Annotated in this window: 25 protein-coding genes, 2 tRNA genes and 1 riboswitch; of the genes, 21 read left to right on the top strand and 6 right to left on the bottom strand. The window is 71.6% G+C overall.

Features of this window, described 5'->3' with window-relative positions; translation table 11 throughout:
* Positions 1–30: 30 nt before the first annotated feature.
* Together ACIQTP_RS05915 and ACIQTP_RS05910 are read right to left on the bottom strand one after the other, a co-directional pair.
* Positions 31–762 (bottom strand): hypothetical protein, encoded by a 732-nt coding sequence (locus ACIQTP_RS05915; protein WP_403396693.1) that lies wholly within the window; start codon positions 760–762, stop codon positions 31–33.
* Between the two features lie 326 nt (positions 763–1,088).
* Positions 1,089–1,910 (bottom strand): SAM-dependent methyltransferase, encoded by an 822-nt coding sequence (locus ACIQTP_RS05910; protein ID WP_403396691.1) that lies wholly within the window; start codon positions 1,908–1,910, stop codon positions 1,089–1,091.
* A 173-nt stretch (positions 1,911–2,083) separates the two neighbouring features.
* On the opposite strand from ACIQTP_RS05910, the gene ACIQTP_RS05905 reads away from it, so the two are divergent.
* Both ACIQTP_RS05905 and ACIQTP_RS05900 read left to right on the top strand, forming a co-directional pair.
* Positions 2,084–2,857, top strand: a complete 774-nt coding sequence (locus ACIQTP_RS05905; RefSeq protein WP_403396689.1) for a sulfite exporter TauE/SafE family protein — start codon at positions 2,084–2,086, stop codon at positions 2,855–2,857.
* A 21-nt stretch (positions 2,858–2,878) separates the two neighbouring features.
* Positions 2,879–3,625 (top strand): cobalt-precorrin-6A reductase, encoded by a 747-nt coding sequence (locus ACIQTP_RS05900; protein ID WP_403396687.1) that lies wholly within the window; start codon positions 2,879–2,881, stop codon positions 3,623–3,625.
* 44 nt (positions 3,626–3,669) lie between these two features.
* Here the strand turns inward: ACIQTP_RS05900 and cobF are convergent, their stop codons facing one another.
* Together cobF and ACIQTP_RS05890 are read right to left on the bottom strand one after the other, a co-directional pair.
* Positions 3,670–4,440, bottom strand: a complete 771-nt coding sequence (gene cobF / locus ACIQTP_RS05895) for a precorrin-6A synthase (deacetylating) (RefSeq protein ID WP_403396685.1) — start codon at positions 4,438–4,440, stop codon at positions 3,670–3,672.
* Between the two features lie 141 nt (positions 4,441–4,581).
* Positions 4,582–5,106, bottom strand: coding sequence for a DUF309 domain-containing protein (locus ACIQTP_RS05890; protein WP_402048682.1), 525 nt, complete (start codon positions 5,104–5,106; stop codon positions 4,582–4,584).
* A 100-nt stretch (positions 5,107–5,206) separates the two neighbouring features.
* Between ACIQTP_RS05890 and ACIQTP_RS05885 the strand changes: the two genes are divergently transcribed.
* The 7 genes from ACIQTP_RS05885 to thiD all read left to right on the top strand — a co-directional run bounded on the left by ACIQTP_RS05885 (position 5,207) and on the right by thiD (position 12,242).
* Positions 5,207–5,280 (top strand) — tRNA-Pro (locus tag ACIQTP_RS05885).
* Between the two features lie 553 nt (positions 5,281–5,833).
* Positions 5,834–6,187, top strand: coding sequence for an SH3 domain-containing protein (locus tag ACIQTP_RS05880; RefSeq protein WP_403396683.1), 354 nt, complete (start codon positions 5,834–5,836; stop codon positions 6,185–6,187).
* 394 nt (positions 6,188–6,581) lie between these two features.
* On the top strand, positions 6,582–7,814 hold the full coding sequence (locus tag ACIQTP_RS05875) for a type III PLP-dependent enzyme (protein ID WP_403396681.1): 1,233 nt from the start codon (positions 6,582–6,584) through the stop codon (positions 7,812–7,814).
* Positions 7,815–7,869: 55 nt separating this feature from the next.
* The gene (locus tag ACIQTP_RS05870; protein WP_403397274.1) at positions 7,870–8,742 is read left to right on the top strand and encodes an intradiol ring-cleavage dioxygenase; all 873 of its coding nucleotides are present in this window, start codon (positions 7,870–7,872) and stop codon (positions 8,740–8,742) included.
* A gap of 14 nt (positions 8,743–8,756) precedes the next feature.
* A complete protein-coding gene (locus ACIQTP_RS05865) occupies positions 8,757–9,839 on the top strand; it encodes a maleylacetate reductase (RefSeq protein ID WP_403396679.1) in 1,083 nt (360 codons plus the stop codon).
* Positions 9,840–9,904: 65 nt separating this feature from the next.
* Positions 9,905–9,999, top strand: a riboswitch (TPP riboswitch).
* Entirely contained in the window at positions 9,989–11,392 is a 1,404-nt protein-coding gene (locus ACIQTP_RS05860; protein WP_403396677.1) for a purine-cytosine permease family protein, read from the top strand. (Overlaps the previous riboswitch by 11 nt.)
* A 43-nt stretch (positions 11,393–11,435) precedes the next feature.
* The gene (gene thiD, locus ACIQTP_RS05855; protein ID WP_403396675.1) at positions 11,436–12,242 is read left to right on the top strand and encodes a bifunctional hydroxymethylpyrimidine kinase/phosphomethylpyrimidine kinase; all 807 of its coding nucleotides are present in this window, start codon (positions 11,436–11,438) and stop codon (positions 12,240–12,242) included.
* Between the two features lie 51 nt (positions 12,243–12,293).
* Here the strand turns inward: thiD and ACIQTP_RS05850 are convergent, their stop codons facing one another.
* Positions 12,294–13,157 carry an SDR family oxidoreductase gene (locus ACIQTP_RS05850; RefSeq protein ID WP_403396672.1) on the bottom strand — a complete coding sequence of 288 codons (864 nt, stop codon included), beginning with the start codon at positions 13,155–13,157 and terminating at the stop codon, positions 12,294–12,296.
* An 88-nt stretch (positions 13,158–13,245) separates the two neighbouring features.
* Here ACIQTP_RS05850 and ACIQTP_RS05845 point away from each other — a divergent pair, with 88 nt between their 5' ends.
* The 7 genes from ACIQTP_RS05845 to ACIQTP_RS05815 all read left to right on the top strand — a co-directional run bounded on the left by ACIQTP_RS05845 (position 13,246) and on the right by ACIQTP_RS05815 (position 18,767).
* A complete protein-coding gene (locus tag ACIQTP_RS05845; protein ID WP_403396670.1) occupies positions 13,246–13,953 on the top strand; it encodes a TetR/AcrR family transcriptional regulator in 708 nt (235 codons plus the stop codon).
* Between the two features lie 183 nt (positions 13,954–14,136).
* Positions 14,137–14,466, top strand: a complete 330-nt coding sequence (locus ACIQTP_RS05840; RefSeq protein WP_403396668.1) for an SCO0607 family lipoprotein — start codon at positions 14,137–14,139, stop codon at positions 14,464–14,466.
* Between the two features lie 186 nt (positions 14,467–14,652).
* Positions 14,653–14,877, top strand: a complete 225-nt coding sequence (locus ACIQTP_RS05835; RefSeq protein WP_180362196.1) for a hypothetical protein — start codon at positions 14,653–14,655, stop codon at positions 14,875–14,877.
* A 655-nt stretch (positions 14,878–15,532) separates the two neighbouring features.
* Positions 15,533–16,300: an NPP1 family protein gene (locus tag ACIQTP_RS05830; protein ID WP_403396666.1), complete on the top strand. Its 768-nt coding sequence runs from the start codon at positions 15,533–15,535 to the stop codon at positions 16,298–16,300.
* 195 nt (positions 16,301–16,495) lie between these two features.
* A complete protein-coding gene (locus ACIQTP_RS05825; protein ID WP_403397272.1) occupies positions 16,496–17,965 on the top strand; it encodes a hypothetical protein in 1,470 nt (489 codons plus the stop codon).
* A gap of 65 nt (positions 17,966–18,030) precedes the next feature.
* Positions 18,031–18,104, top strand: a tRNA-Pro gene (locus tag ACIQTP_RS05820).
* Between the two features lie 162 nt (positions 18,105–18,266).
* Positions 18,267–18,767, top strand: a complete 501-nt coding sequence (locus ACIQTP_RS05815) for an SRPBCC family protein (protein WP_403396664.1) — start codon at positions 18,267–18,269, stop codon at positions 18,765–18,767.
* A gap of 78 nt (positions 18,768–18,845) precedes the next feature.
* Here the strand turns inward: ACIQTP_RS05815 and ACIQTP_RS05810 are convergent, their stop codons facing one another.
* Positions 18,846–20,495, bottom strand: a complete 1,650-nt coding sequence (locus ACIQTP_RS05810) for an FAD-dependent oxidoreductase (protein WP_403396662.1) — start codon at positions 20,493–20,495, stop codon at positions 18,846–18,848.
* A gap of 255 nt (positions 20,496–20,750) precedes the next feature.
* Between ACIQTP_RS05810 and ACIQTP_RS05805 the strand changes: the two genes are divergently transcribed.
* The 5 genes from ACIQTP_RS05805 to ACIQTP_RS05785 all read left to right on the top strand — a co-directional run bounded on the left by ACIQTP_RS05805 (position 20,751) and on the right by ACIQTP_RS05785 (position 25,229).
* The gene (locus ACIQTP_RS05805; protein WP_403396660.1) at positions 20,751–21,872 is read left to right on the top strand and encodes a SchA/CurD-like domain-containing protein; all 1,122 of its coding nucleotides are present in this window, start codon (positions 20,751–20,753) and stop codon (positions 21,870–21,872) included.
* Between the two features lie 69 nt (positions 21,873–21,941).
* Positions 21,942–22,424 (top strand): cupin domain-containing protein, encoded by a 483-nt coding sequence (locus ACIQTP_RS05800; RefSeq protein ID WP_054232643.1) that lies wholly within the window; start codon positions 21,942–21,944, stop codon positions 22,422–22,424.
* Positions 22,421–23,689 (top strand): beta-ketoacyl-[acyl-carrier-protein] synthase family protein, encoded by a 1,269-nt coding sequence (locus tag ACIQTP_RS05795; protein WP_403396658.1) that lies wholly within the window; start codon positions 22,421–22,423, stop codon positions 23,687–23,689. The genes ACIQTP_RS05800 and ACIQTP_RS05795 overlap by 4 nt, the downstream gene beginning before the upstream one ends.
* On the top strand, positions 23,686–24,942 hold the full coding sequence (locus ACIQTP_RS05790; RefSeq protein ID WP_403396656.1) for a ketosynthase chain-length factor: 1,257 nt from the start codon (positions 23,686–23,688) through the stop codon (positions 24,940–24,942). The genes ACIQTP_RS05795 and ACIQTP_RS05790 overlap by 4 nt, the downstream gene beginning before the upstream one ends.
* Before the next feature lie 26 nt (positions 24,943–24,968).
* Positions 24,969–25,229 (top strand): phosphopantetheine-binding protein, encoded by a 261-nt coding sequence (locus tag ACIQTP_RS05785; RefSeq protein ID WP_402034038.1) that lies wholly within the window; start codon positions 24,969–24,971, stop codon positions 25,227–25,229.
* Positions 25,230–25,231 lie beyond the last annotated feature (2 nt).

Here is a 25,231-nt window from a genome sequence, read left to right as displayed (position 1 = left end):
GGGCAATAAGGATGTTGGAGCGTTCGGCGGTCAGCGGTTCGGCTGCCGGGCCGAGTCCCGTACGACGACGAGGCGGGTGGGTCTGGCCTGGGTCAGTTCCACCCAGCGGGCGAGCTCCTGCTCGTGCGAACCGCTGCGCGTCGCCCGCGCCACGACGGTCGCCGCCGCGTCGTCGGGGTGGCCGTCGCGGGTCAGGAGACTGAGCGGCCAGGCGGGTTCGGAGGGCTCCTGACCGTCGAACGGGTGCCAGTCCCACGGCGCGTCGAACCGCCAGGCGCGGCCCGCGGCGTCCGCGACCTCGTCACCCGCCACGAGGCAGGCGTACGGGCGCAGCAGCAGGTCGAGGGCGATCGGGATGCCGTCGTCGGGGGCGATCCCGTAGCCCTGCCACTCCAGGTCGGGATCGTGCGACTGCCCCGCGCGCAACACCAACACCTGCGTCCCCAGGCGAGGGAGGCGTCCTGTCTCCAGCGGTGGATCCATCCGCTCGACGCTCATCACATGCACCACCGTGGGAGGGATGCCGACCTTGCACACCGCGCCGACCTCGAGGTGCCGGGGCGGCGGCTCGGTGCGGAACAGCTCCAAGTCCCAGTCGTACGAGGCCGGATCGCCGGCGAGGGCCACCTGGCCGTTCCACTCGATCCAGTCGCACTCCGGGTCCACCTCCCACCACGGCCACTCGACGACCACTTCCCGCCGGGTGAGACGGGTGACCCGCGCGTCGGTGTACGGGCACGAGACCAACAGGACATCCCCCACACGGTGATCCGCTCCCACAGCCCGCCTCCCGCTTCCCCGGTCGCCACCGCCCGCACGGTACAAGCTCAAGGTCATCGGCGGTCTACCGGGATGCGTACTCCTCCTCGAACTGTCCGTTCACCAGGGGGCAGGGTTGATGCGGTCTTCCCGGTGCGGTCGCGAAGGAGCACTCGCGGAGTGTTGGGGTGGTCGTGGACGCCGTCTACGCCGTGGGTTCCTTCAGGCCTCAACCCGGCGGCGAGGAACAGGAGTTGATCCTGGTCCCCGCCGAGCGGGTCGGCCCGCCCGTGCGGCGGGCCGGGACCTGGGCGCGATGGCCGAGTGCCTCAGGAACGGGGGGACTTGAAACCGACCGCGCCGTACAGCGGGACGGGCCCGTCGCCGGTCGCGTCCTCGTCCCGGGCGAGCTCGGGGTGCCACTTCGACACCGACACCACCCCGGGGTCGACGAGGTCGAGTCCCCGGAAGAAGCGGCTGACCTCGGTGTGCGAGCGGGCCACGAGGGTCACGCCGCCCGCCGCGTACGACGCGATCCCGGTCGCGACCGTCACGGGGTCGTAGTCGCCGGTCAACGCGGACAGGACCAGACAGCTGCCCGGCGCCAGCGCGTCGACCAGGGTGTCCACCAGGTCGTACGCGCCGTCCTCCTCGGCGATGAAGTGCATCAGGGCGATCAGCGACAGCGCGACGGGCCGGTCGAAGTCGAGAACCTGGGCGGCCTGTTCGAGTATCTTCCCCGGTTCCCGCGCGTCGGCCTGGATGTACTCCGTCACGCCCTCGGGGGTGCCGCGCAGCAGGGCCTCGGCGTGGGCGAGGACGATCGGGTCGTTGTCGACGTAGACGACCCGTGCGTCCGGGACGGCGGCCTGGGCGATCTGGTGGAGGTTCGGCTCCGTGGGGATGCCGGTGCCGATGTCGAGGAACTGGCGGATGCCGGTCTCCCGGACGAGCCAGCGGGTGGCGCGCTGCATGAACCAGCGGTTGCTGCGGGCCGAGCGGGGGGCGCTCGGGTCCGTGGATATGATCCGCCGCCCGAGCTCCTCGTCGACCGGATAGTTGTCCTTGCCGCCGAGGAACCAGTCGTACATCCGTGCCGGGTGCGGCCTGCTGGTGTCGATCCGCTGGGCGGAAGGCCCGGTCGCGGTCATGCGGCACTCCTCTGCTCACGCTCGTGTTGATGTTCGAGCAGTCTGCCACGGGAGTTGGACCCGGCGGGGGCGTTCTCCGGGCCCGGGCCCACAGGCCCACCCGCCGCCCCAGGGGCCACCTGGCGAGACGGTCCTTACGTCAGGACATGCGTGCGCCTAGCATCGGTTCCCGCATGAACACGATGACGCTCTGGCACATATCCATCTGGGAGTTCGCCGCGCTCGCCGCCGCGGCCCTGCTCGTCGGCTTCTCGAAGACCGCCGTGAGCGGCGCCAACACGGTCAGCCTGGCCATCTTCGCCGCCGTGCTGCCCGCCCGCGCCTCGACCGGCGTACTCCTGCCGATCCTCATCGTCGGGGACGTGCTCGCCGTGCTCACCTACCGGCGGCACGCCCACTGGCCCACGCTGTGGCGGCTGTTCCCGGCGGTCGCCGCGGGCGTCGTGTTCGGCACGCTGTTCCTGGTGTGGGCCGACGACGGGATGGTACGGACCTCGATCGGCGCGATCCTGCTGCTGATGGCGGCGGTGACGATGTGGCGCCGCCGGGCCGCCGCCCAGGACGAGGAGCCCGACTCGGTCTCGACCCGGGCCGGTCGGGTCAAGGCCCGCTCGTACGGCGTCCTCGGCGGCTTCACCACGATGGTCGCCAACGCGGGCGGCCCGGTGATGTCGATGTACCTTCTGTCGGCCGGCTTCCGCAAACTCGGCTTCCTGGGCACCTCGGCCTTCTTCTTCCTGATCGTGAACGTCTCCAAGGTGCCCTTCAGCGTGGGCCTCGGCCTGATCGACTGGCATTCGCTGCTCCTGGACGCGGCACTCGCGATCTTCGTCGTGCCGGGGGCGTTCCTCGGCAAATGGGCCGTGCACCGCACCAACCAGATCCTGTTCGAGCGGCTGGTCATCGCGGCGACGGTGGTGGGCGGGGTGCAGCTCCTGCTGCGCTGACCACCTCGTAGGCTCGACGCCATGTCCCCCCACGTCCTGGTCCTCGGCGGCACCACCGAGGCACGCCGACTCGCCGCCGAACTGGCGGCGCGCCCCGGTGTCCGCGTGACGACGTCCCTGGCGGGGCGCGTCTCCCGGCCGGTGGCGCTCGACGGGGACGTCCGCGTCGGGGGCTTCGGCGGGGCGGACGGGCTGGCGCGGTGGCTGTGCGAGCACCGCGTGGACGCCGTGGTCGACGCCACCCACCCCTTCGCCGCCGCCATCACCGCGAACGCGGCGCGCGCCGCCGCGGCCACGGGAATCCCGGCCGTGGTGCTGCGCCGCCCCGGCTGGACCCCCAGCCCCGACGACCGCTGGCACTGGGTGGAGTCCCTCCCCGAGGCCGCCACGCTCCTCCCGTCGCTGGGCCGCCGTGTCTTCCTCACCACGGGCCGCCTGGGCCTGGCGGCCTTCGCCCACCTCTCCGGGCTCCACTTCCTCGTCCGGACGGTGGAGCCCCCCGAGCCGCCGATGCCCCAGGACATGGAAGTGCTGCTCACCCGGGGACCCTTCACACCGGACGACGAGAAGACCCTGCTGCGCGCACACCGCGTCGACGTGCTGGTGACCAAGGACAGCGGAGGAGAGGCGACAGCCGCCAAACTGACCGCCGCGCGCGACCTCGCCCTCCCCGTGGTCGTCGTACGCCGCCCCCCGCTCCCGGCGGACGTGACCACCGCGCCGGACGTGCCGTCGGCCCTGGCTCAGCTGGATCTCGGCCCTCGATGACGGAGGTACCGGTCAGCTCGCCTCGCGGGCGCCGGCCGGTCCCGCTACCCGCGCGGGTGTCTGCGCAGCAGATACGTGTCCATGATCCAGCCCTTGCGCTCCCGTGCCTCGGCCCGCAGCCGCTCGATGCGCGGGGCCGTCTCGGCTATCGGACCGGAGGCCAGGATCTCGTCGGGCGTACCGATGTAGGCGCCCCAGTAGATGTCGATGTCCTCGTCGGCGTACTGCCGGAAGGTCCGATGGGCGTCGAGCATCACGACCACGTCGTCGACACCCTCCGGGAAGCCCTCCGCGAGCCGCCGCCCCGTGGTGATCTGGACGGGACGGGCCACCCGGTTCAGCCCGGTCCGATGGCGGGCGACCAGCGCGGAGACGCTGCTGATGCCGGGCACGACCACGTACGTGAACGCCACCGCGCCCCGCTCCAGGATCTCCTCCAGGATCCCGAGCGTGCTGTCGTACAGCGCGGGATCCCCCCACACCAGGAACGCGCCGCTCTCGTCCTCGCCCAGCTCCTCCGCGATCAGCCGCTGGTAGATGTCGGCGCGGGCACTGCGCCAGTCCCCGACGGCGGGGGAGTAGGCGGAGCCCCCGGCGGCCCGGTCGCGGTCCGGGTCGCGCGCCTCGACCAGGCGGTAGGACGCCTCCGGTATGTGCGCGTCGAGGATGTCACGGCGCAGCTGGACGAGGTCCGACTTCACCTCGCCCTTGTCCAGGATGAAGAACACGTCCGTGCTCCTGAGCGCCTTGACCGCCTGCAAGGTGAGCTGGTCGGGGTCGCCCGCGCCGATACCGATGACATGAATCTTTCGCACACCCCGAGTCTGCCGCACGCCACTGACAGCGCCCGCACCGCACCCGGGTGACGCCGCCCGCACCGGACCTGGGTGACGGCGCCCGCACCGGACCTGGGTGACGGCGCCCGCACCGTGCGTAGATCGGCGGCACCGCATCCCTCAGTCCCGGCGCCCCCGCAGCCGGGGCGCCCACGCCACCGCGCTGATCGCGGCACCCTCACGCTCCACGACCGTCGCCAGCTCCCGTGCCCAGGAGGCGAGTTCGGCGAGGTCCAGCTCATGCGGACGGGCCCGGCCACCCGCCGCCGCCCACTCCTCGACCGCCCCGGCCCCGCGCCGCAGCAGCCGGGCACCGCCCGTCGTGTTCCCACGGGCCGCGTGCGTGAGCCCCACCGCGAGCTGCGCCAGCCCCCGCCACAGCGTGCGCTCGCCCTCGGGGCCCGACTTCCAGGCGTCCTCGAAGACCTCGTGCGCGTGGAACGGCTTCCCCGCGTCCAGCAGCGCCTGTGCCTCGGTGACCGTTTCCTCGGGGCTGCGGACGACTCCCTCCGGCTGCCGCTCCACGCCGTCGGCGCCGTACGGCAGCGGCCGTCCCAGTCCGTCCCGCGGCCGGGCGTTCCGCGCCCGCCCCGTCGTGTCCCGATCCCGCCCGTCGCCCCGCCGACCTCCGGATGTTGCGTTCATGCCCCGATTGTCGCGCGCCCCGCGCCCTCTTCGGAGCAGCCCCCGACGTGGGGTAAAGTTCTGTTCGCACGATCACGCGGAACACCGCGGGTGAACGCACCGGGACGTGGCGCAGCTTGGTAGCGCACTTGACTGGGGGTCAAGGGGTCGCAGGTTCAAATCCTGTCGTCCCGACTTTTGAAGTCGCGGGTCAGAGGCTGTATCGGACATATCGATACGGCCTCTTCCTCGTTTCCGGGGAGCGGCCGGAGGTTCAGCGGTACTACGAGGCGACGGCCGGCCGACCGGGGAAGCGGTCCGCGGTGACGAGTTCGAGGCCGTCGGGCAGCGCCGTCCGCAGCAGCGGGCCGACCGGGTCGACGCCCGTGATGACGGCCTGGGGGAGTCGCCGCGCCGCCTCGCGGAGGGCGAGTTCCTCTCCGTCGCACAGGTCGAGCCAGGACGGGGCGGCTCCGTGGTCGTTCAGGAACTCGGCGGGGGAGAACCCGGGTTCGCGGGCCTAGCTGTTGACGCCTGCCAGGACGCGTTCGCGGTTCATGGTGCTGTTGGCCACCACGGCATGGCCGGTCAGCTCGTCGTCCTTGACCAACTCCCGGACGTTTCGAGCGTCGTCGAAAGAGGTTCCACCCCCGGGCGTCGACCCGGCAGGGTGGGTACGGGCGTGACCGGGCGGGCCGCACGGCCCGGTCCGGGAACACGCCCGGACTCCACCACGGGGAAGGACCGCATGACCATGAGGATGAGGACCAGGGCGTTCGCCACGGCGGGCGTCGGCGCGCTGGCCACCGGACTGCTGCTGACCGGCGCGGCCGGGGCGCAGGCCGCGGCGGCGGGGCTGCCGTACGCCGTCACGCCGTATGTGAACGTCAACGTCCGCTCCGGACCCTCGACCACCACCGACATCACCGGGCACGTCGCCGCCGGGCAGCCGCGCGGCGCCTCCTGCTGGACCCACGGCGAGACCATCCGCGACAACGGCTACGTCAACGACGTCTGGGTGCGACTGGCCGAGGGCTATGTGAGCGCCGTCTACCTCAAGGGCGACCAGTACGGCGGCCTCCCGGCCTCCGCCACCTGCTGACCGACCCACACGCGGTGCCCGACCCCGACCCGGGGTCGGGCACCGCGCCGCGTTCAGGCACACCGCGGACCGCTCGAGGTGCCGAAGGATCTCCCACCGGGTAGAGATCGTGTGGGGCCTCGGGTATGGAGTCGCGGATCAGCATGATGGTGGGATGCCACAGGGCGCGGGCCCTGCGAGCGCAGGCGTCGGCGTGCGGGAGCACGGCGCCGCCGGTCTCCTGGTTCCCCGCCACCGCGCCGAACCGGAGGCTCGGCCCCGTCGATTTCGGTGGCTGCCGTGGCACGTGTCATGTCCCCGACCGCCCGAGTCCGCCGGGCCGCTGCTCCGGTCCCCGTCCGCCGCCCTTGTCGCGTGCCGACGGTATCCTGCGCCATACGACCCGGAGTGCCCCATGAACACACCCTCACTCGCGGTGCGCGACCGCATCCTGACCCTGCCGCCCACGGAACTTCCCGCCTACGTGTACGACTTGGCGGCACTGCGCGCACACGCCGCGTCGGTGCGGGCCGCGCTGCCCGAGAGCGTCGAGCTGTACTACGCGACCCAGGCCAACCGGGAACCGGAGATCCTGACCGCGCTCGCCCCGTACGTCGACGGCTACAAGGTCTCCACCGACAGTGAACTGGCCCACGTCACCCGGGTGGCTCCGGACCACCCACTGGCCTTCGGCGGCCAGGACAAGACCCCGACGGAGCTTCTGGACGCGCTGGAGCAGGGCGTGACACGCTTCCTCGTGGAGAGCGAGTACGAGCTGTACATGCTGGCCGGGCTGGCCCAACGGCACGCTCCGGACGGCCGGGTGGCGGTCCTGCCGCGCTTCAACCTCCCGGTGGCCGACCACCTGTTCGCCGGCGGCGGCCGTGGCCGCAGGACCTCCGGCCTCGACCCGGCGCAGGCGGACACGATCGTCGGCCTGCTCACCGACGGCAGCTACCCGAACCTCGAACTGCGGGGCGTCTACGCACACTTGGCCAACGGCCTGCACGCCCCCGAACACCTCGCGGTGGCCGAGAGCATCGTCGCCTGGACGGCAGAACTCGCCACGCGGCACGGCCTGCGCCTCACCGAGGTGAACGTCGGTGGCGGCATGGCGGTGGACTACGAGCACCCCGAACGCCGTTTCGACTGGCAGTCGTACGGCGAAGGACTCGCCCGACTCGTCGCCGCGCACCCGGAACTGACCCTGAGTATCGAGCCCGGTCGCGCGCTGACCGCGTACTGCGGCTGGTACGCGAGCGAGGTGCTGGACGTCGAGCACGGCGCACACGAGGACGTCGCCGTCGTCCGCGGTGGCGCGGTGAACCTGCGCACCTCGGCATCCAGGAGGCCCGACCAGCCGTGGCCCGACCAGCCCTGGTCCGTACTCGAAGTGGACGTGTGGCCCTACTCCTGGCCGCGGCCCGTGGTACGCCGCGAACGGGTCACGCTCACCGGCCAGTTGAGCACCTCCAGGGACGTCCTGGTCCGGGACGTCCGGGCGCCGGGGCTGCGGGCCGGCGACCGTGTGGTGTTCTCCCTCGCGGGTGCCTACACCTCGTCCGTGCCCCACCGGGCGTTCGCCAGGTTTCCCGAGCCCGGCTTCCACTTCGTGGACCCGGACACCGACGGCGATCAGTCCCCATAGCACCACGAGGAGCGGCGTGACAGACGAATCGAACCGTTCGACGACGGCCGATGCCATGACCGATGTCTCGACCGACTTCACGCACGGCATCACCGAGGCCGTCGTCGACAGCCTGCGGGGCACGGTCGATCCGCGTCTGCGTGAACTGCTCGGCGCGCTCACCCGTCATCTGCACGACTTCGTGCGCGAAACGGAGCCGACGATGGCGGAGTGGGAACGCGCGATCGGATTCCTGACCGCGACCGGGCAGCGGTGCACCGACACCCGCCAGGAGTTCATCCTGCTGTCGGACGTGCTCGGCGTCTCGATGCTCGTGGAGACGCTGGGCGGCCACCGCGACCCGGCTGCCACCGAGTCGACGGTCCTCGGCCCCTTCCACCTGACCAGATCGCCGATCCGCGCACTCGGCGCGAACATCGACCTGGTGGGCAGGGGCGAGCCGTGCGTGGTCAGCGGCCGGGTACTGGGCAAGGGCGGCACCCCGCTGCCGGGCGCGGTCCTCGACGTGTGGCAGGCCGACTCCGAGGGCTACTACGACGTACAGCAGCCGGACGTCCAGCCGGCCGGCAACGGGCGGGGACTGTTCACGGCCGACGCCGAGGGCCGCTTCTGGTTCCGCACCTGCCTGCCGAGCCCGTACCCGATCCCCACCGACGGACCGGTCGGCGAGCTGCTGCGCGCCACGGCCCGGCACCCCTACCGCCCCGCCCACATCCACTTCATCGCCTCGGCCGAGGGCCACGCCCCGGTCACCACGCACATCTTCGTCGCGGGCAGCGACTACCTCGACTCCGACGCGGTGTTCGCGGTCAAGAAGAGCCTGGTACAGGACTTCACGGAGACCGACGACCCTTCCCTGGCCGGGGAGTTCGGCGTCCCGAACCCCTTCCGCCACGCCCGCTTCGACCTCGTACTGGAACCGGATTGAGCACCATGACCGACATGAACACCCCGCTCGACTTCTCGTACGAGACCCAGCCCGCGCGGATCGTCTTCCGGCCCGGCGCCGCCGTCACCGCGACCCCCGACGAGGCCGCCCGGCTCGGGCTGCGCAGGGTGCTGGTGGTCTGCGGCAGCAGGGGCGAGGACACGGCGCGCGCGGTCGCGGACGCCCTGGGCGAGGCCTGCGCGGGGCTGCACGCCGAGGCCCGGATGCACGTACCCGCCGAGGTCGCCGACCGGGCCGTCGGGGCGGCGCGCGCGGCCGGCGCCGACGGGTGTGTCGCGGTCGGCGGCGGCTCGGCGATCGGCCTGGGCAAGGCGATCGCGCTGCGCACCGGCCTGCCCCTGATCGCCGTGCCCTCCACCTACTCCGGCTCCGAGATGACCCCGGTCTGGGGACTCACCGAGCACGGCGCCAAGCGCACCGGACGCGACCCCGCCGTCCAGCCCCGCAGCGTCGTCTACGACCCCGAGCTCACCCTCTCGCTCCCCGTCCCCCTCACCGTCACCAGCGGCGTCAACGCGCTCGCCCACGCCGTCGAGGCCCTCTACGCGCCCGACGTCTCGCCCCTCGTCTCGCTCATGGCCGAGGAGGGCGTACGGGCGATGACGCAGGCCCTGCCGATGGTGGCCGCCGCCCCCGGCGACCTCGACGCGCGCGGCCGGGCCCTGTACGGCGCCTGGCTCTGCGGTGCCTGTCTCGGCGCCACCACCATGGGCCTGCACCACAAGCTGTGCCACGTACTCGGCGGCACCTTCGGCCTGCCGCACGCCGAGACGCACACGGTGGTCCTTCCGTACGCCCTCGCCTACAACGCGCCCGCCGCGCCCCGGGCGATCGCCGCGCTCTCGCGCGCCCTGGGCGGCACCGACGACGTCCCCCATGCCCTGCGGACGCTGGCCGGAAGCCTCGGCGCCCCCCGTGGCCTCGCCGAACTCGGCCTCAAGGAGACCGACCTGGCGGTGGCCGCCGAGCAGGCCGCCGCACAGACGTGTCCGAACCCGCGCGAGGTCACCGTGGACGGTGTGCTGGCGCTGCTGACGGCGGCGTACCAGGGCGGGGAGCCGGGCGTCGGCGCGTAAGACGCGGCGCCGTGCGGGCCCCTCCCCCTGGGGCATACCGCGCCGGGCGGGCTATCCTGGCCGCCGAACCGGACACGGGGTGCCCCGCACGAGGGCTGAGATCACACCCGTCGAACCTGAACCAGTTAGGACTGGCGGAGGGATGTCTCATGTCGTTGCCGTATGCCCGTAACGCTCGCGGTGAGGTGGCCGTCGGAGGCCCGCAGGGCGTTTTCGACGGGCGGATGCCCACCGCCCCGGGGGATCTGCACGTCGAGGCGCGCGGAATCGCCCCGGTCCCGGATGACCACCGCTACGGCGGCCCCGGCCGTCTGTTCACCGTGTGGTTCGCCCCCAACCTGACCATGACCGGCGTGTTCACCGGCACCGTCGGCATCGCGCTCGGCCTGGACTTCTCCACCGCGCTCGCCGCCGTCGTGCTGGGCACCCTCCTGGGGGCGGTACCGACCGCGTACCTCGGCACCTGGGGGAGCCAGACCGGCGCCGGACAGCTGCCGCTCGCCCGCCTCGCGTTCGGCCGGGCCGTGGTCGTCCCCGGGGCCCTGCAGTGGCTGTCGTCCATCGCCTGGGACGCCCTGATCGGCCTCTTCGGCGGGGACGCGCTGGCCCAGCTGTGCGGCTGGCCGTTCTGGCTGGGTGTGCTCGTCATGATGGCGGCGCAGGGGGCGCTCGGCGTCCTCGGCTACGAGGCGATCCACCGGCTCCAGACCGTGATGACCTTCGCCCTCGCCGCCGCGTTCGTGGCCCTGACCGTGAAGCTACTGGGCGGCGCCCACACCACTCCCGCCGCCACCGCGCACGGCGCCGAAGGGGCCGCCGCCTTCGTCCTGACCTGCACGATCGCGCTCAGCCTTGCGCTGTCGTGGGCCCCGTACGCGAGCGACTTCAGCCGCTATCTGCCGCGTACGGCGTCCCGCCCCCGCATGTTCTGGTACACCCTGGCGGGCATCAGCGTGTCCTTCGTGGCCGTCCAGGCGCTCGGACTGTGGGGTGCGGCCGTCTTCACCGACCAGACCGCCCGCGGCGTCGACACCCTGCTCGGCGGCGGCGCCCTCGGCGCGTTCGGCCTGCTCGCGGTGGCGCTCGCCGCGCTGAGCAGCAACGCCATGAACGACTACAGCGGCTCGCTCGCCCTGCAGACCATGGGCGTACGGCTGCCACGCCCGGCCGCCGCCGCGCTGGCCGCCGTCCTCGGCTTCCCGCTCGTGCTGTGGATGCACGCCGCCGACACCACGGCCCGCTTCCAGAACGTCCTGCTGTTCGTCGGCTACTGGATTCCCGGGTTCGTCGCGATCGTCGCCGTCGACTGGCTCGCCCGGGCCAGGGCCCGCGGCGGCGCACCCGTCGACCTGGCCGCCGAGAGCGCCCGCCCGCGTCCGTGGTGGCCCGCGCTCGTGGCGTTCGCCGCCGCCTTCGCCGCCGCGGTGCCGTTCATGAGCACCAGCCTGTACGTCGGCCCGGTCGCGCATGCCCTGCACGGCGCCGACACCGCCTACGGCGTGGCGTTCGTGGCGGCCCTGCTGGTCTACGCCCCGCTGCGCCTGCGCCGCTGACCCCGCCCCCCTCTCACCCCCTTCGTACGGAGTGACACCCACCATGCCCGCGAACACGCCGACCGCCCCGCCCCGCGTCCTGACCATCGCCGGATCGGACTCCGGGGGCGGCGCCGGCATCCAGGCCGACCTGAAGACCATGCTCGCGCTGGGCGCGCACGGGATGAGCGTGCTCACCGCCGTCACCGCGCAGAACTCCCTCGGCGTACAGGGAGCCTGGGAGCTTCCCGCCGAGGCGGTGCGCGCGCAGTACCGCAGCGTCGTGGACGACATCGGTGTGCAGGCCGTGAAGACCGGCATGCTCGCCTCGCCCCTGCTCGTCGAGACCGTCGCCGAACTGCTCTCGGACGTCGGCGCGCCCGTGGTGGTGGACCCGGTGAGCGTCTCCAAGCACGGCGACCGACTGCTGGCGGACGACGCGCTGGACGCCGTACGGACCGCCCTGCTGCCCCTCGCGACGGTGGCCACCCCGAATCTCGACGAGACCGCCGAGCTGACCGGAATCAAGGCCACCGGTGAGCGGGACATGTACCGGGCCGCGGAACAACTGCTGTCGTACGGGCCCCGCTGGGTCCTGGTGAAGGGCGGCCATCTGCCCGGCGAGGCCGTCGACCTGCTGACCGACGGCACCGAACAGCACTGGTTCCGGGCCCCGCGCCACGACAACCGCCATACGCACGGCACCGGTTGCACCCTGGCCTCGGCCATCGCGGTGGGGCTGGCGCAGGGCCGGCCGGTGCCGGAGGCGGTGCGGCTGGCGAAGGAGTACGTCACCGGCGCGATCGCGGCGGGATTCGCCCTGGGCTCGGGCCTCGGACCGGTCGACCACGGCTGGCGGACGCGCGCCTGAACGCCGCGGGTTCGTCCGCAAGAACGGTGAGACAGGTAAGGCCGTCGGACGTCAGCCGGTCGGTGTGATCGTTGCCTTCAGGACATCCGCCAAGGCCGTGGTGGGTCGGCCGAGCAGGCGGCCCAGCGCGGGGTCGGCCGGGGCGAACTGTCCCTGTCGGCTCGCGGTGAACAGGCCGAGGAGCAGGTCGGCGCCGGCCTCCGGCAGACCGCGGGCGAGCAGGCCCGAGCGGTAGTCGGCGTCGGACACGACCACCCGTCGGACTTCGCGACCCGTGAGCCGTGTGGCGATCGCCGCGATGTCCGCCAGGTCGAGCGCTTCGGGGCCGGTGAGCGCGGGTGTCGTCCCGTCGAGGCCCTCGCCGGTGAGCGCGAGCGCCGTCGCCTCGGCGAGGTCGGCGTGGGCCGTCCAGGCGACCGGTCCGTCCTCCGGCGCGGCCAGCTCGCCCGTCTCGAGCGCGTGGCCCAGCAGCATCACGGCTGAGGAGGCGTAGAAGCCATTGCGCAGCGAGGTGAAGGGGACCCCGGACTGCCGGAGCGCCGCCTCGGTGGCGGCGTGGTCGCGCATCGGAGCGAAGGGAGAGGACGGGTTGGAGCCCATGTGGCTGGTGTAGAGGATGCGCTTGGCTCCGGCCGCCGCCGCGGCCTCGATGGCGGTGCGGTGGTGGTGGACGGCATCCGCGCCGGTGCTGTCCGTGGACACGACGAGGACCTGCTGGGCGCCCTCGAAGGCGTCCGCGAGGCTCGCGGGGTCGCCGAAGTCGCCGTGGCGGACGCGCACGCCCCGGTCTTCGAGCTCTCGTGCCTTCTCCGGGTCGCGCACACTGACGCCGATCCGCTCGGAGGGGAGGCGCTCCAGCAGCCGCTCGGTGACCAGCCGGCCGAGTCCGCCGTTCGCTCCGGTGACGATGATCATGACAACCTCTTCCTGTTTCCGTCGATAACGCACAGAAGGTATCACTGGAAATTCTCATCGGTAACAGGATTCTGTTATCGTCGGAATCATGGAGAGCGAGGACGTCACCGCGGCGGACGGGCATCGTGAACGCATCGTCGCGGCCGCCGCCCGGCTGCTGGCCGAAGGCGGGCCGGACGCGGTCTCGACCCGGGCGGTGAGCGCCGCGGCGGGCGTGCAGCCGCCGGTCATCTACCGGGTCTTCGGCGACAAGGAGGGCCTGCTCGACGCGGTCGTCGCCCACGGCTTCACCGCGTACCTGACCAGCAAGACCGCCCGGAAACCCACCGATGACCCGGTCGAGGACCTTCGCGCCGGCTGGGATCTGCACGTCGGCCTCGGCCTGGCCAACCCGGCGCTGTACACCCTGATGTACGGCCGGTACCGCCCAGGAACACCCTCGCCCGCGGCGCTCGCCGCCTTCGAGATCCTCGCCGAGCACATCCGGCGCATCGCCGAGGCGGGCCGGCTGCGCGTCCCCGAGGACCGCGCCGCGGACCTCGTCCACGCGGCCGGCTGCGGTACGACGCTCACGCTCATCGCCACCCCCGAAGACCGCCGCGACCCGGAGCTGTCCCGCACCGCCCGTGAGGCCGTCGTCGCGGCGATCGCCACGGACGCCCCCGCCGCGCCCGCACCCGGGCCCGTCGCGGCCGCCGTCACCCTCCGGGCCGTACTCCCGCGGACCGCCGCCCTGACGGCGCCGGAACGCGGCCTCATGGAGGAGTGGCTCAACCGAATCGCCGACTCGGGCTGAGACCGGCTCGGGCTGAGCGCGGTTCGGCCCGAGGGTGGCTCGGTTGGGCGGGGCCGGCCGCCCTCGTGCCTACGCGGAATCGGGTAGGACGGCCCACCGCATCCGAGTACGCGTACTCATGGTCGATTTCCTTGCCTCGCACAGGCTGGTCCCACAAGCCGTCCAAAGGGAGCCACCGTGCGTATGACAAGCCGAGTTCACCGCCCGTCGTCCGTGATCAGCAGGAGCCCGGCGCGGTCCGCCCTGGGCCTCACGCTGGCCTGCGTGACCCTCGCGATGCTGACCGGCTGCTCCGCCGAGGACGCGAGCTGCGGCGGTGGCGAGTATCCGGTCATGGCGGTGGGCGGCACCGGCAGCGCCTGCGTGTCCAACGGTGACGAGCCGCCGAAGGGGTACGTCCGCTATCCCGAAGGGAAAGTCCCCCAGCACGTCGGCGACAAGTGGGACACCTACTGGAGCACCCACACCATCGACGAGAACGGCAAGATCATCAAGGCTCCCGACGCCGGGTAGGGGCCGCCGGCTGCTCGGCGATGCCTGGCCGCTCTCTGGCAGAAGTCATCACTCATCGCTGGACGTCACGCGAGTGTCGGGTGGTCGTGCGCCGGAAATCGAACACGTGATTGAATTCGGGGTATGACGTACCCACACTTCCAGGGCCGGGATGCAGGCCGGGACCGGAGAGGCGAGGCTGGATCCATGTCCGAACCGTTGCCTGTCATCGTGGCTCCACCGAGTGACACCGGTGGCCGCCGAGTCCGAGTGCACGGCGAGAACCTCGGGTTGGCCTACAACCTGGAGGACCTGTCCGAATTCCTGCGACGCGCGGGTCTCGACGTGGACCCCGTGACCGCGGCGGTGTCCCCCCTCATCGACTGGCGCGGTGTCGGTCCGGAGTACTGGGGGCCCGAGACCCGCAGATAAGGGCGCCCCTGTGGCCGTCCCGTGTGGCCGCCCCGCGCGGACGGCCGCTCGTGCAGCCGTCGTACATCCGTCCGACGGCTCCGCTTGATGCCGTGGTGGTCGTGCCGTGGTGGTCGTGCAGGCCGGCTCCGCCGAAGTGACGTCCGGGGCATAGCCGTATCCTCGGGGCGCCATCGGGGGAGACCCGCCGGGTGGGGCCGACTCGACCGGGGGCGCTTATCGGGCCCAGGTCCCGTGCGGCAGCCGCCGAGCTGAGGTCGGGTGGCCGCTGCGCAGCCGCCGCACTGCCGTCGGGTGGCCGCTGTGCAGCCGCCGCACTGCCGTCGGGTGGCCGCCGCGCTGCCGTCGGGTGGCCTCGCCGTGCTCGCCGTGCTGGCCGTGCTGGCCATGCTGGCCATGCTCGTGGTACCCGCAGTGCTCGCCGTACCCGCAACGCCGCTTCCTCGCGCGCCCCGCGCCCCGCGCCCCGCGCCCCGGCGGCGGGCCGGGGAGCCGTCGCTCAACTCCACCTCCGTATCAGTTGGTTGGCCCTTCATCACTCAGACACCCCCTGACGCTTGCGTTGTCGACGAGAGGGGGAATGGTGATCTGGGCATGCCAATCCGACCGGGTGTGCCCGACCCACCCCCACATCGCGGTCGATCAGGAGGACGTAGTGAAGAGAAGTTCGCGCATCCGCAGGGTCTCGCTCATCCTCGGCAGTGCGGTCGCCCTGGTCGTCACCTTCCCCGGCAGCGCCCTCGCCGCCCCGCCCCAGGCCCTGCCCGCCAACGCGGACGGACTGGAGCAGACGTTCCAGCCGGCCTTCGACTACGACACGGACGGCTGCTACCCCACCCCCGCCATCGGTCCCGACGGGACGATCAACCCCGGCCTCAACCCGTCCGGTGCCCTCAATGGCCAGTGCCACGACGCCTCGGACCTCGACAACACCAACGGCTACTCGCGCGAGAAGTGCAACAACGGCTGGTGCGCCATCATGTACGGCCTCTACTTCGAGAAGGACCAGGCCGTGCTCGGCAGCGGCCTCGGCGGGCACCGCAACGACTGGGAACACGTCGTGGTGTGGGTGCAGAACAACGAGGCCCAGTACGTCTCCACCTCCGCCCACGGCAACTTCAACATCTACGGCCGTGACCAGATCCGTTGGGACGGGACCCATCCCAAGGTCGTGTATCACAAGGACGGTCTGAGCACCCACTGCTTCCGCCCCGCGAACTCGAACGACGAACCGCCGGAGAACCACTACCACGCCTGGCAGTTCCCCGACCTGGTCGGCTGGAACGGCTACCCCGCCGGTCTGCGCGACAAGCTCAGTGCCTACGACTTCGGCAGCGCCGTCTTCGGCCTCAAGGACGGCAACTTCAACTACCACCTGGAGAAGGCGAAGCCGGCCGGCATCCCGTTCGACCCCAATGCATGATGTTCCGTCAATTCGCCCGATGCTCCGGTGAGTTGATGAGCTCATTGGTGACTCTCGGTGCGTGATCGTGGCGCACATCACCCTGGAGGGGGTGGAAACGTGAAGCAGGGCTTCACGTCTTCATGGCATGCTCACATCTAGTTACTCGCTGGTAATCCCATGCCGTCACCACCCCCCTCAGGACTGATCTTGCGCATCCGCAAGCGGCCCCTGCGCGCCCTCGTGCCCGCGCTCGCCGCCTCCGCCCTCTTCCTCGCCGCCGGCTGCTCCGCGGACCCGGGTCAGAGATCCGCCGCCGAACGGACCCCGGACGCCGGAACATCCGCGACCGCGACCGCGAACAGCGACCAACCGCTCGCCGTGGCCGCCGCCCCCGCCGCGGCGGCCACCTCGACCGCCGTCGCGCGGCCCGGTACGGCAGGCGGGAAGGCCCGAAAGTCCTCGCTCAAGGTGAAGTCGTACGACAGCCACACCCGACGGGCCGTCATATCCAGGGCCAGCCAGGGGACTTCATCGCCGTCTCCGACCGGGACCCCGACTCCCGCAGGCACCGCGACGCCGGGCCGCACCGCCGTCGGCGACGTCATCGCCAGTGCTCCCGCGCCCGGCGCCCCGGACGGACTCCTCGCCAAGGTCACCAAGGTGATCGGTGAGACGGCCGACGGCACCGAGGTCCAGACCGCGCCGACGACCCTGGACACGCTGCTGGGCGACGACGACGCGAAGGGCACCGTCCCGGTCGACCCGGCCTCCTTCGACGTCCAGCGGCTGCTGCCCGACGTGCAGGTCTCCTGGGCGAAGACGGGAGACATCCACTCCGGCCCCGAGGGAACGAAGGTCCCGCTCGGCAGCCTGCGGGTCGATGTCGCGACGAAGGTCGCCACGGCCGAGGGGGCACCGGCCTCGGCGGCCGCATCCGTGTCCGGCTTCGTCCAGGTCAAGCCCGAGGTGGACTTCTCCTACGGAGGCACGGCGTCCACCGCCTCCACCGCCTCCACCACCTCCAACGGTTCCACCGCTTCCGGACCGGGGGCGGCCTACCTCGGCGTCTCCGGCGACTGGACCTCGCAGTGGGCGCTCAAGGGGCGCGCCGCCGCCTCCGCCAAGCCGGTCCGGCTGCCGTTCGCGAAGCTGCACGCCGACCCGGTCCTCCAGGTCGGCCCCATCCCCGTCGTCGTGAACCTCGACCTGACCTGCTACTTCGAGATCAGCGGCGACGGCAGGGTCACCGTCGATGTCGAACAGGAACTCAAGGGCGACTTCAAGGCCGGCGGCACCTTCGGTTCGGCGGCCGGCTGGACACCGGTCAACGAGTCCCACATGGACAGCTCTCCGGTCCGTACGTCCGTCACGACCGCCGGAAGCGTGAAGGCGGCCCTCGGCGCACAGGCCACCGTCGGTCTGTACGGCGCCGTGGGCGTCACCGCCGACCTGGCCCCGTACCTGCGCGGTGAGGCCGCGGGCACGGTCACCGCGACCACCCCGGTCGGCTCCGACGCCAAGTCCGACGTCGCGGCGAGTGGTTCCTGGGCCCTCTACGGCGGCCTCGACCTGAGCGGCACCCTCCAGCTCCAGCTGGCCGTCTTCGGTACTCCCGTCATCCAGCACGCCATCCCCCTGGGCGCACTGCACCGGGAGTGGAAGCTCGCCGACGGCAAGATGTAGGACTCCTCCTCACGTGCGGTAGGGTTTACCTGCAGGATCACGCGGAACACCGCGGGTGAACGCACCGGGACGTGGCGCAGCTTGGTAGCGCACTTGACTGGGGGTCAAGGGGTCGCAGGTTCAAATCCTGTCGTCCCGACTTTTGAAGTCGCGGGTCAGAGGCTGTATCGGACATATCGATACGGCCTCTTCCTCGTTTCCGGGGAGCGGCGCCGGGTGAGGGCGTGAGCTTCCGCGCGCCGTGTGACGTGGGTCTCCGCGCTCTCACGCCACCACTGGGGGCGCCCGCACACTGCTGTTCATGGAACTGCATCGTTATCGGTTCAGAAGCGTGTGGGACTTCGCCCGACCGCCGGACGAGGTGTTCGCGGTGCTGCGCGTGGTCAACGACTGGCCCCTGTGGTGGCCCGGAGTGCGGCGGGCGCGCCGTATCGATGAGCAGTCGGGGGCGTTCCTGTTGCGCTCGCTGCTGCCGTTCGACCTCCACCTCACCATCACCGGGGCGTTCGAGGACACGGAGTCGAGGGTGTTGCGCGGAGTGGTCGGCGGGGACCTGGAGGGTGTGTCGGGGTGGAGCGTGCGTCCGCACGGGACCGGCAGCCGGGCGGTCCTCGAGCAGGACATGGTGGCGCGCAAGGCACTCATCCGCCGACTGGAGGTGCCGTTTCACCCGCTGTTCCGCGCCAACCACCATCTCCTGACGTACCGGGGACACCGCGGTCTGAAGGCATGGCTGGACGGCGGTCAGGAGGCCCGGCACGCACGCCGGGAGGATGGGGGGTCGGGTACCCGTTCCGAGTGAGACCCTCGGCTCACCCGGAACGGGTACCGGCGTGCTTCCGCCGACGCGGACGTAGAGATCACGGTGTGAACCGAGCCGTCAGCCCCGGTCCAGGATCGCCGTGAGAGCCTCCCGCAGTGCCGTTTCGGGGCTCGCCGACAGGCCCTCGGAGCGCCAGGCGACGAATCCGTCGGGGCGGACCAGCACCGCTCCGTCCTCGGTGACGCCGTGCACCTGGGCCCAGTCCGTGTCGCTCGCGGGGGAGAGCTCCGCGTCGGGGCCGCTGCCGATCCGGTACGCGTCGAGCGGGACGGACAGCCGCTGAGCGACGTCCTTCGCCGCGCTGTGCCACTTGTCCGACGAGGTCAGGAGCACCATGGACCGCTCGTACAGGTCGAGGGTGGAGACCCGGGTGCCGGAGCGGTTCAGCCACATGTGCGGTGCCCGGCTGCCGGGCTCGCCGGTCAGGCGCAGGCCGTCGGGAACGATCGGCGCCGACTGGTCGGCGCCCAGGACCGCGCCGCGCGGATAGCGGTAGGCCAGCGCCACGTTGAGGATGCCGCCCTTCTTGCCGCCGGGGCCGGCGGCTCCCGGGGCGGGGATGTACCCGGGGTGGCTGTGCTCGACCGAGCGCGACGAGGCGCGGGCGCTGGTCGCCTCCGCGACCGGGCGGCGCTCGGCGTCGTAGGACTTCAGGAGTCCGGGGCCGGCCCAGCCGCCCAGCACGGCGGCCAGTTTCCAGGCGAGGTTGTGCGCGTCCTGGATACCGGTGTTGGAGCCGAACGCACCGGTGGGGGACATCTCGTGGGCCGAGTCGCCGGCCAGGAACACCCTGCCGTCCGAGTAGCGCTCGGCGACCCGCTCGGCGGCGTGCCAGGCGGCCCTGCCGGTGATCCGCACATCGAGATCGGGTACGCCCACGGCGCGTCGGATGTGGTCCGCGCACCGCTCGTCGGTGAACTCCTCGAGGGTCTCACCGTGTTCGGGGTGCCAGGGCGCGTGGAAGACCCAGTGCTCCTTGTTGTCGACCGGCAGGAGCGCCCCGTCGGCCTCCGGATCGGTCAGGTAGCAGACGATGAACCGTCGGTCACCGACGACGTCCGCGAGGTCCCGGGAGGTGAACGTGACGCTCACGTTGTGGAACAGGTCGCCCGGTCCGCTCTGCCCGATGGCGAGCCGCTCGCGGATCGGGCTGCGCGGGCCGTCCGCCGCGACCAGGTAGTCAGCGCGGACGGTGCTGTGCTCGCCCGTCTCCCGGCTCTTGAGCTGCGCCGTGATCCCCTGGGCGTCCTGCTCGAACGACAGCATCTCGGTGGAGAACCGAAGGTCTCCGCCCAGCTCCCGGGCGCTTTTCAGCAGCACCGGCTCCAGGTCGTTCTGGCTGCACAGGCACCACGCACCGGGGCTGAAGCGGGCGAGCCCGCCGCCCGGGTCGATCTCCTTGAACAGCCATTCACCGGCGTCGCCCACCAGTGTCGGGGTCTGCATGATGCCGTGGTTCTCCGCCAGGACCGACGCGGCCTCCTCGATGCGGCGCTTCACCCCGGCCACCCGGAACAGCTCCATCGTGCGCACGTTGTTGCCGCGCCCCCGCGGATGGATCGAGGTGCCCGAATGGCGTTCGACGAGCAGGTGCGGCACACCGAGCCGGCCCAGGAACAGCGAGGTGGACAGGCCCACCAGGGAGCCGCCGACGATGAGGACCGGTGTGTGCTGACCGACCTCGCCGGCCTCTTCCAATCGGTTCATTGATTGCCTCCAGCGTCACCCGCGAGGTGAGTCAGGGATGGGATGCCGGCCGCCTTGAACGGCCCATCAGTTTCCATGCCCTGTGCGGAGAGGATCGCGCGCTCCGGGCACCCGGATGGCACACAGTTCACTCGTCCGCACCGGCGGGCTCGCGCGCCTCGGGGGTCGCGTCAACGATCGGCTCATGGCGACCCCGGCCTTTGGGACACGGCGGTCGTTCCTGACCTTCCGTGAAGAAGAGAAGAGGTGTGCCGGATGACTACTTCGGGACGTATATCGCAATCGGCGTTCGACGGCTCCAGGCTTCGCGTGATCCTGCTGCTCGACCTGTACGAAGGAGCCCAGGAGCAGTTCCTCGACGCCTACGAGCACATGCGCAATCAGGTCGCGTCCGTGCCCGGACACCTCAGCGACCAGCTGTGCCAGTCGATCGAGAACCCCTCGCAGTGGCTCATCACCAGCGAATGGGAGAGCGCCCCGCCCTTCCTCGCCTGGGTGAACAGCGAGGAGCACGTCGAGACGGTCCGGCCGATGCACAACTGCGTCCGGGACACGCGCTCGATGCGCTACAGCATCCTTCGGGAGACCAGCCCCGCCCAGCCGCACGGCCACGATTCGGCCAAGGCGGGGATGCAGGTCGAGGCCCGGGTGGGCGAAGGTGTGGCACGCCATGCCCTCACCTTCACCGTCAAGCCGGGTACCGAGTCGAAGGTCGCGGAGATCCTCGCCGGGTACGAGTCCCCCCAGGCCCAGGTCGACGACACCACGCGGCTGCGGCGCACCTCCCTCTTCATGCACGGCAACCGTGTCGTGCGTGCGGTGGAGGTGGAGGGCGACCTCATGGCGGCACTGCGTCACGTCGCCCGCCAGCCCGAGGTACGGGCGGTCGAGGAGGCCATCAACCCGTACCTGGAGCAGGACCGGGACCTGAGGGACCCCGACTCGGCGCGGGTCTTCTTCACCAGGGCCGCGCTGCCGTCCGTGCACCACGTGACGTCCGGCCGCAAGGCACCCGAGGACGTGCGCCGCCACGCGCTCTACTACCCGGCCAAGCCAGGCCGCGGGATGGAGCTGGCCAGATTGCTCGCCCACCAGGACGAGGCCGCGGCGGAGGACCCGAAGAGCCCGGTGTACCGGAGCACGGTCTTCCAGCGTGACGACATCGTGGTGCGTCTCATCGACGTGACGGGCGAGCTGGACGCGGACCCCGTCGCCGCGCTCGGAGTCAAGGGCGCGAAGAAGGCCGCGGAGCTGGAGCGTCTCCTCGACGGCGCCGCGATCGGCGTCGAGGGCTCCCTGGAGACGGAACGCAACATCAACCGCCTCCTGTCGCACGTCGACATGATGCCCGTCACCGACCGCTCGGCGGATTCCTGACAGAGGGCCGCGGCTCCGTCCGCGGCCCTCCCTCCCCGGACGTCACTGCCCCACCCGGAGGTATCAAGCATGTTCAAGAAGCATCCACGCATCGTGGACCTGAGCGAGACGGAACCCAACCGCAGGCGCGGAGGCGACATCCGGGCCATGCTCACGCCCGCCACCGCGGGGTCCACCAGCGGCTTCATGGGACTGGCCCTCATCCAGCCCGGCGAGCGCATCGGTGAGCACTACCACCCGTACTCCGAGGAGTTCGTGTACGTCGTCAACGGCGCCCTCGAAGTGGACCTGGACGGCGACTCCTTCGCCCTGCGGCCCGATCAGGGTCTGCTGATCCCGATCAACATGCGGCACCGGTTCCGCAACGTCGGTGACACGGAAGCCCGCATGGTCTTCCACCTGGGCCCGCTCGCGCCGCGTCCGAGCCTCGGCCACGTCGACACGGAGGTGACCGACGACACCGCGCCCGGCCCCGAGTTCGCCACCGCCGGGGCGGACCTGTCCGCGCCGGACCACGGACAGCCGTCCGAGCGAAGTGGGGCCATAAAGTGACCCGGCGGGTGGCCGTCACCGGTATCGGTGTGGTCGCTCCGGGCGGCACCGGGGCGACGGCGTTCTGGGACCTGCTGTCCAACGGCCGCACCGCGACCCGCGGCATCTCGCTGTTCGACCCGGCGGGCCTGCGTTCCCGCATAGCCGCCGAATGCGACTTCGACCCGCTCGCGCACGGCCTCGACCCGGAGCTGAGCGAACACGCCGACCGGTACATCCAGTTCGCCGTGGTCGCGGCCGGGGAAGCCGTCCGCGACTCCGGACTCGACACCGGCAAGGAGGACCCCTGGCGGGTCGCGGTCTCCCTGGGCAGCGCCGTCGGCGGCACCACCCGCCTGGAACACGACTACGTCCAGGTCAGCGAACGGGGCCGGCGGTGGGACGTGGACCACCGCGCGGCCGACCCGCAGCTGCACCTGGCGTTCTCGCCCAGCACGCTGGCCTCGGTCGTCGCCGAGGAGTTCGGTGCCCAGGGACCGGTGCAGACCGTCTCCACCGGCTGCACCTCCGGACTCGACGCGGTCGGCTACGCCTTCCACACCATCGAGGAGGGCCGGGCGGACGTCTGCATAGCCGGGGCGTCGGACTCTCCGATATCCCCGATCACCATGGCCTGCTTCGACGCCATCAAGGCCACCTCACCCAACAACGACGACCCCGAGCACGCCTCCCGGCCCTTCGACGCCCACCGCAACGGCTTCGTCATGGGCGAGGGCGGCGCGGTACTGGTCCTGGAGGAGTACGAGCACGCCCGAGCCCGCGGCGCGCACATCTACTGCGAGATCAGCGGCTACGCCACCTACGGCAACGCCTACCACATGACCGGTCTGACCAGTGAGGGGCTGGAGATGGCCCGGGCGATCGACACCACGCTCGACCAGGCCCGCGTCGACCCCACCCTGATCGACTACGTCAACGCGCACGGCTCGGGCACCCGGCAGAACGACCGGCACGAGACCGCCGCGGTCAAGCGGTCCCTGGGCGAGCACGCCTACAAGACGCCCATGAGCTCCATCAAATCCATGGTGGGGCACTCGCTGGGCGCGATCGGCGCAATCGAGGTCGTCGCCTGCGTCCTCGCCCTGAAGCACCAAGTGGTGCCGCCCACGGCGAACTACGAAACTCCCGACCCCGAGTGCGACCTGGACTACGTGCCGCGCACCGCACGCCCGCGGAAGCTGAACAACGTGCTCTCCGTGGGCAGCGGATTCGGCGGATTCCAGTCCGCGGTGCTCCTGACCGGGCCGGGTGGGAGGAACCGATGACCACTCAGCGCACCCAGCGCCCCCGGCGTGCGGCCATCACCGGTATCGGTGTGATCGCGCCCAACGGACAGAGCGCCGACGCGTACTGGAAGTCCGTCAGAGAGGGCCTCGTCGTCCTGGACCGGATCACCCGCGAGGGATGCGAGCACCTGCCGCTCCGTATCGCGGGCGAGGTCCGGGCCTTCGACGCGGCGGACCTCATCGAGGAGCGGTTCCTCGTCCAGACCGACCGCTTCAGCCACTTCGCGATGGCAGCGACCGTGCTCGCCCTCGACGACGCCGGCCTCGGCCACGGAGAACCCGCGGACCCGTACGACATCGGCGTGATCACCGCCGCCGGATCAGGCGGCGGCGAGTTCGGACAGCGCGAGCTCCAGAAGCTGTGGGGCCAGGGATCCCGGTACGTGGGCCCGTACCAGTCCATCGCCTGGTTCTACGCCGCCAGCACCGGCCAGATCTCCATCCGGGGCGGCTTCAAGGGACCCTGTGGAGTGGTCGCGAGCGACGAGGCGGGTGGTCTGGACTCCATCGCGCTCGCCGCCCGGGGTGTACGGCGCGGCACCGGCGCGGTGGTCGTCGGATCCGCGGAGGCCCCCCTCGCCCCGTACTCGATGGTGTGCCAGCTCGGATATCCCGAGATCAGCACCGCCGAGGAACCCGGTCAGGCCTACCGGCCCTTCACCGCGGGAGCGTGCGGCTTCGCTCCCGCGGAGGGGGGAGCCATGCTCGTCGTGGAGGACGAGACCCGCGCCCGTGAGCGCGGGGCGGCCGTCCGGGCCACCGTGGCCGGCCATGGGGCCACGTTCACCGGAGCCTCCCGCTGGGAGCGGTCCAGAGAGGGTCTCGCCCACGCGATCCGTGGCGCCCTCGACGAGGCCGGCTGCGCTCCGGAGGAGATCGACGTCGTGTTCGCCGACGCCCTGGGCGTTCCGGAGGCGGACCGCGCCGAAGCCCTGGCCATCGCCGACGCCCTCGGGAAGCACGGCACCCGGGTCCCCGTCACGGCGCCCAAGACGGGCATCGGGCGGGCCTACTGCGGGGCACCCGTGCTGGACACCGCGGCCGCGGTGCTGGCCATGGAGAACGGTCAGGTACCCCCCACCCCCAACGTGTTCGACATCTGCCACGACCTCGACCTGGTGATGTCGAGCGCTCGCCCCGCCGAGCTGCAGACGGCCCTGGTCCTCAGCAGGGGACTGATGGGCTCCAACGCGGCGCTGGTAGTGCGCCGCGGCGGCGACTCCGCCCGATAGGACCGGGCGGGAAGGAGAACAGATCCATGATCACCACCGAAGTGACCCTCATCGAACTGGCCTCGCTGATGAAGAAGGCGGCCGGAGTCTCCGTCGACCCCAAGGACCTCGAGAAGTCGTCGGACTCCCCGTTCGGCACCCTCGGCCTCGACTCCCTCGGCCTGCTCGGCATCGTCGGTGAGCTGGAGAACCGGTACAGCCACCCGCTGCCCCCCGACGCCGAGCGCTGCAAGACCCCCCGTGAGTTCCTCGACCTCGTCAACAACACCCTCAAGGCTGGAGCCTGAAA

Source organism: Streptomyces sp. NPDC090798 (assembly GCF_044768965.1).
GTDB lineage: Bacteria > Actinomycetota > Actinomycetes > Streptomycetales > Streptomycetaceae > Streptomyces.
This window is presented reverse-complemented; position numbering and strand designations above follow the sequence as displayed.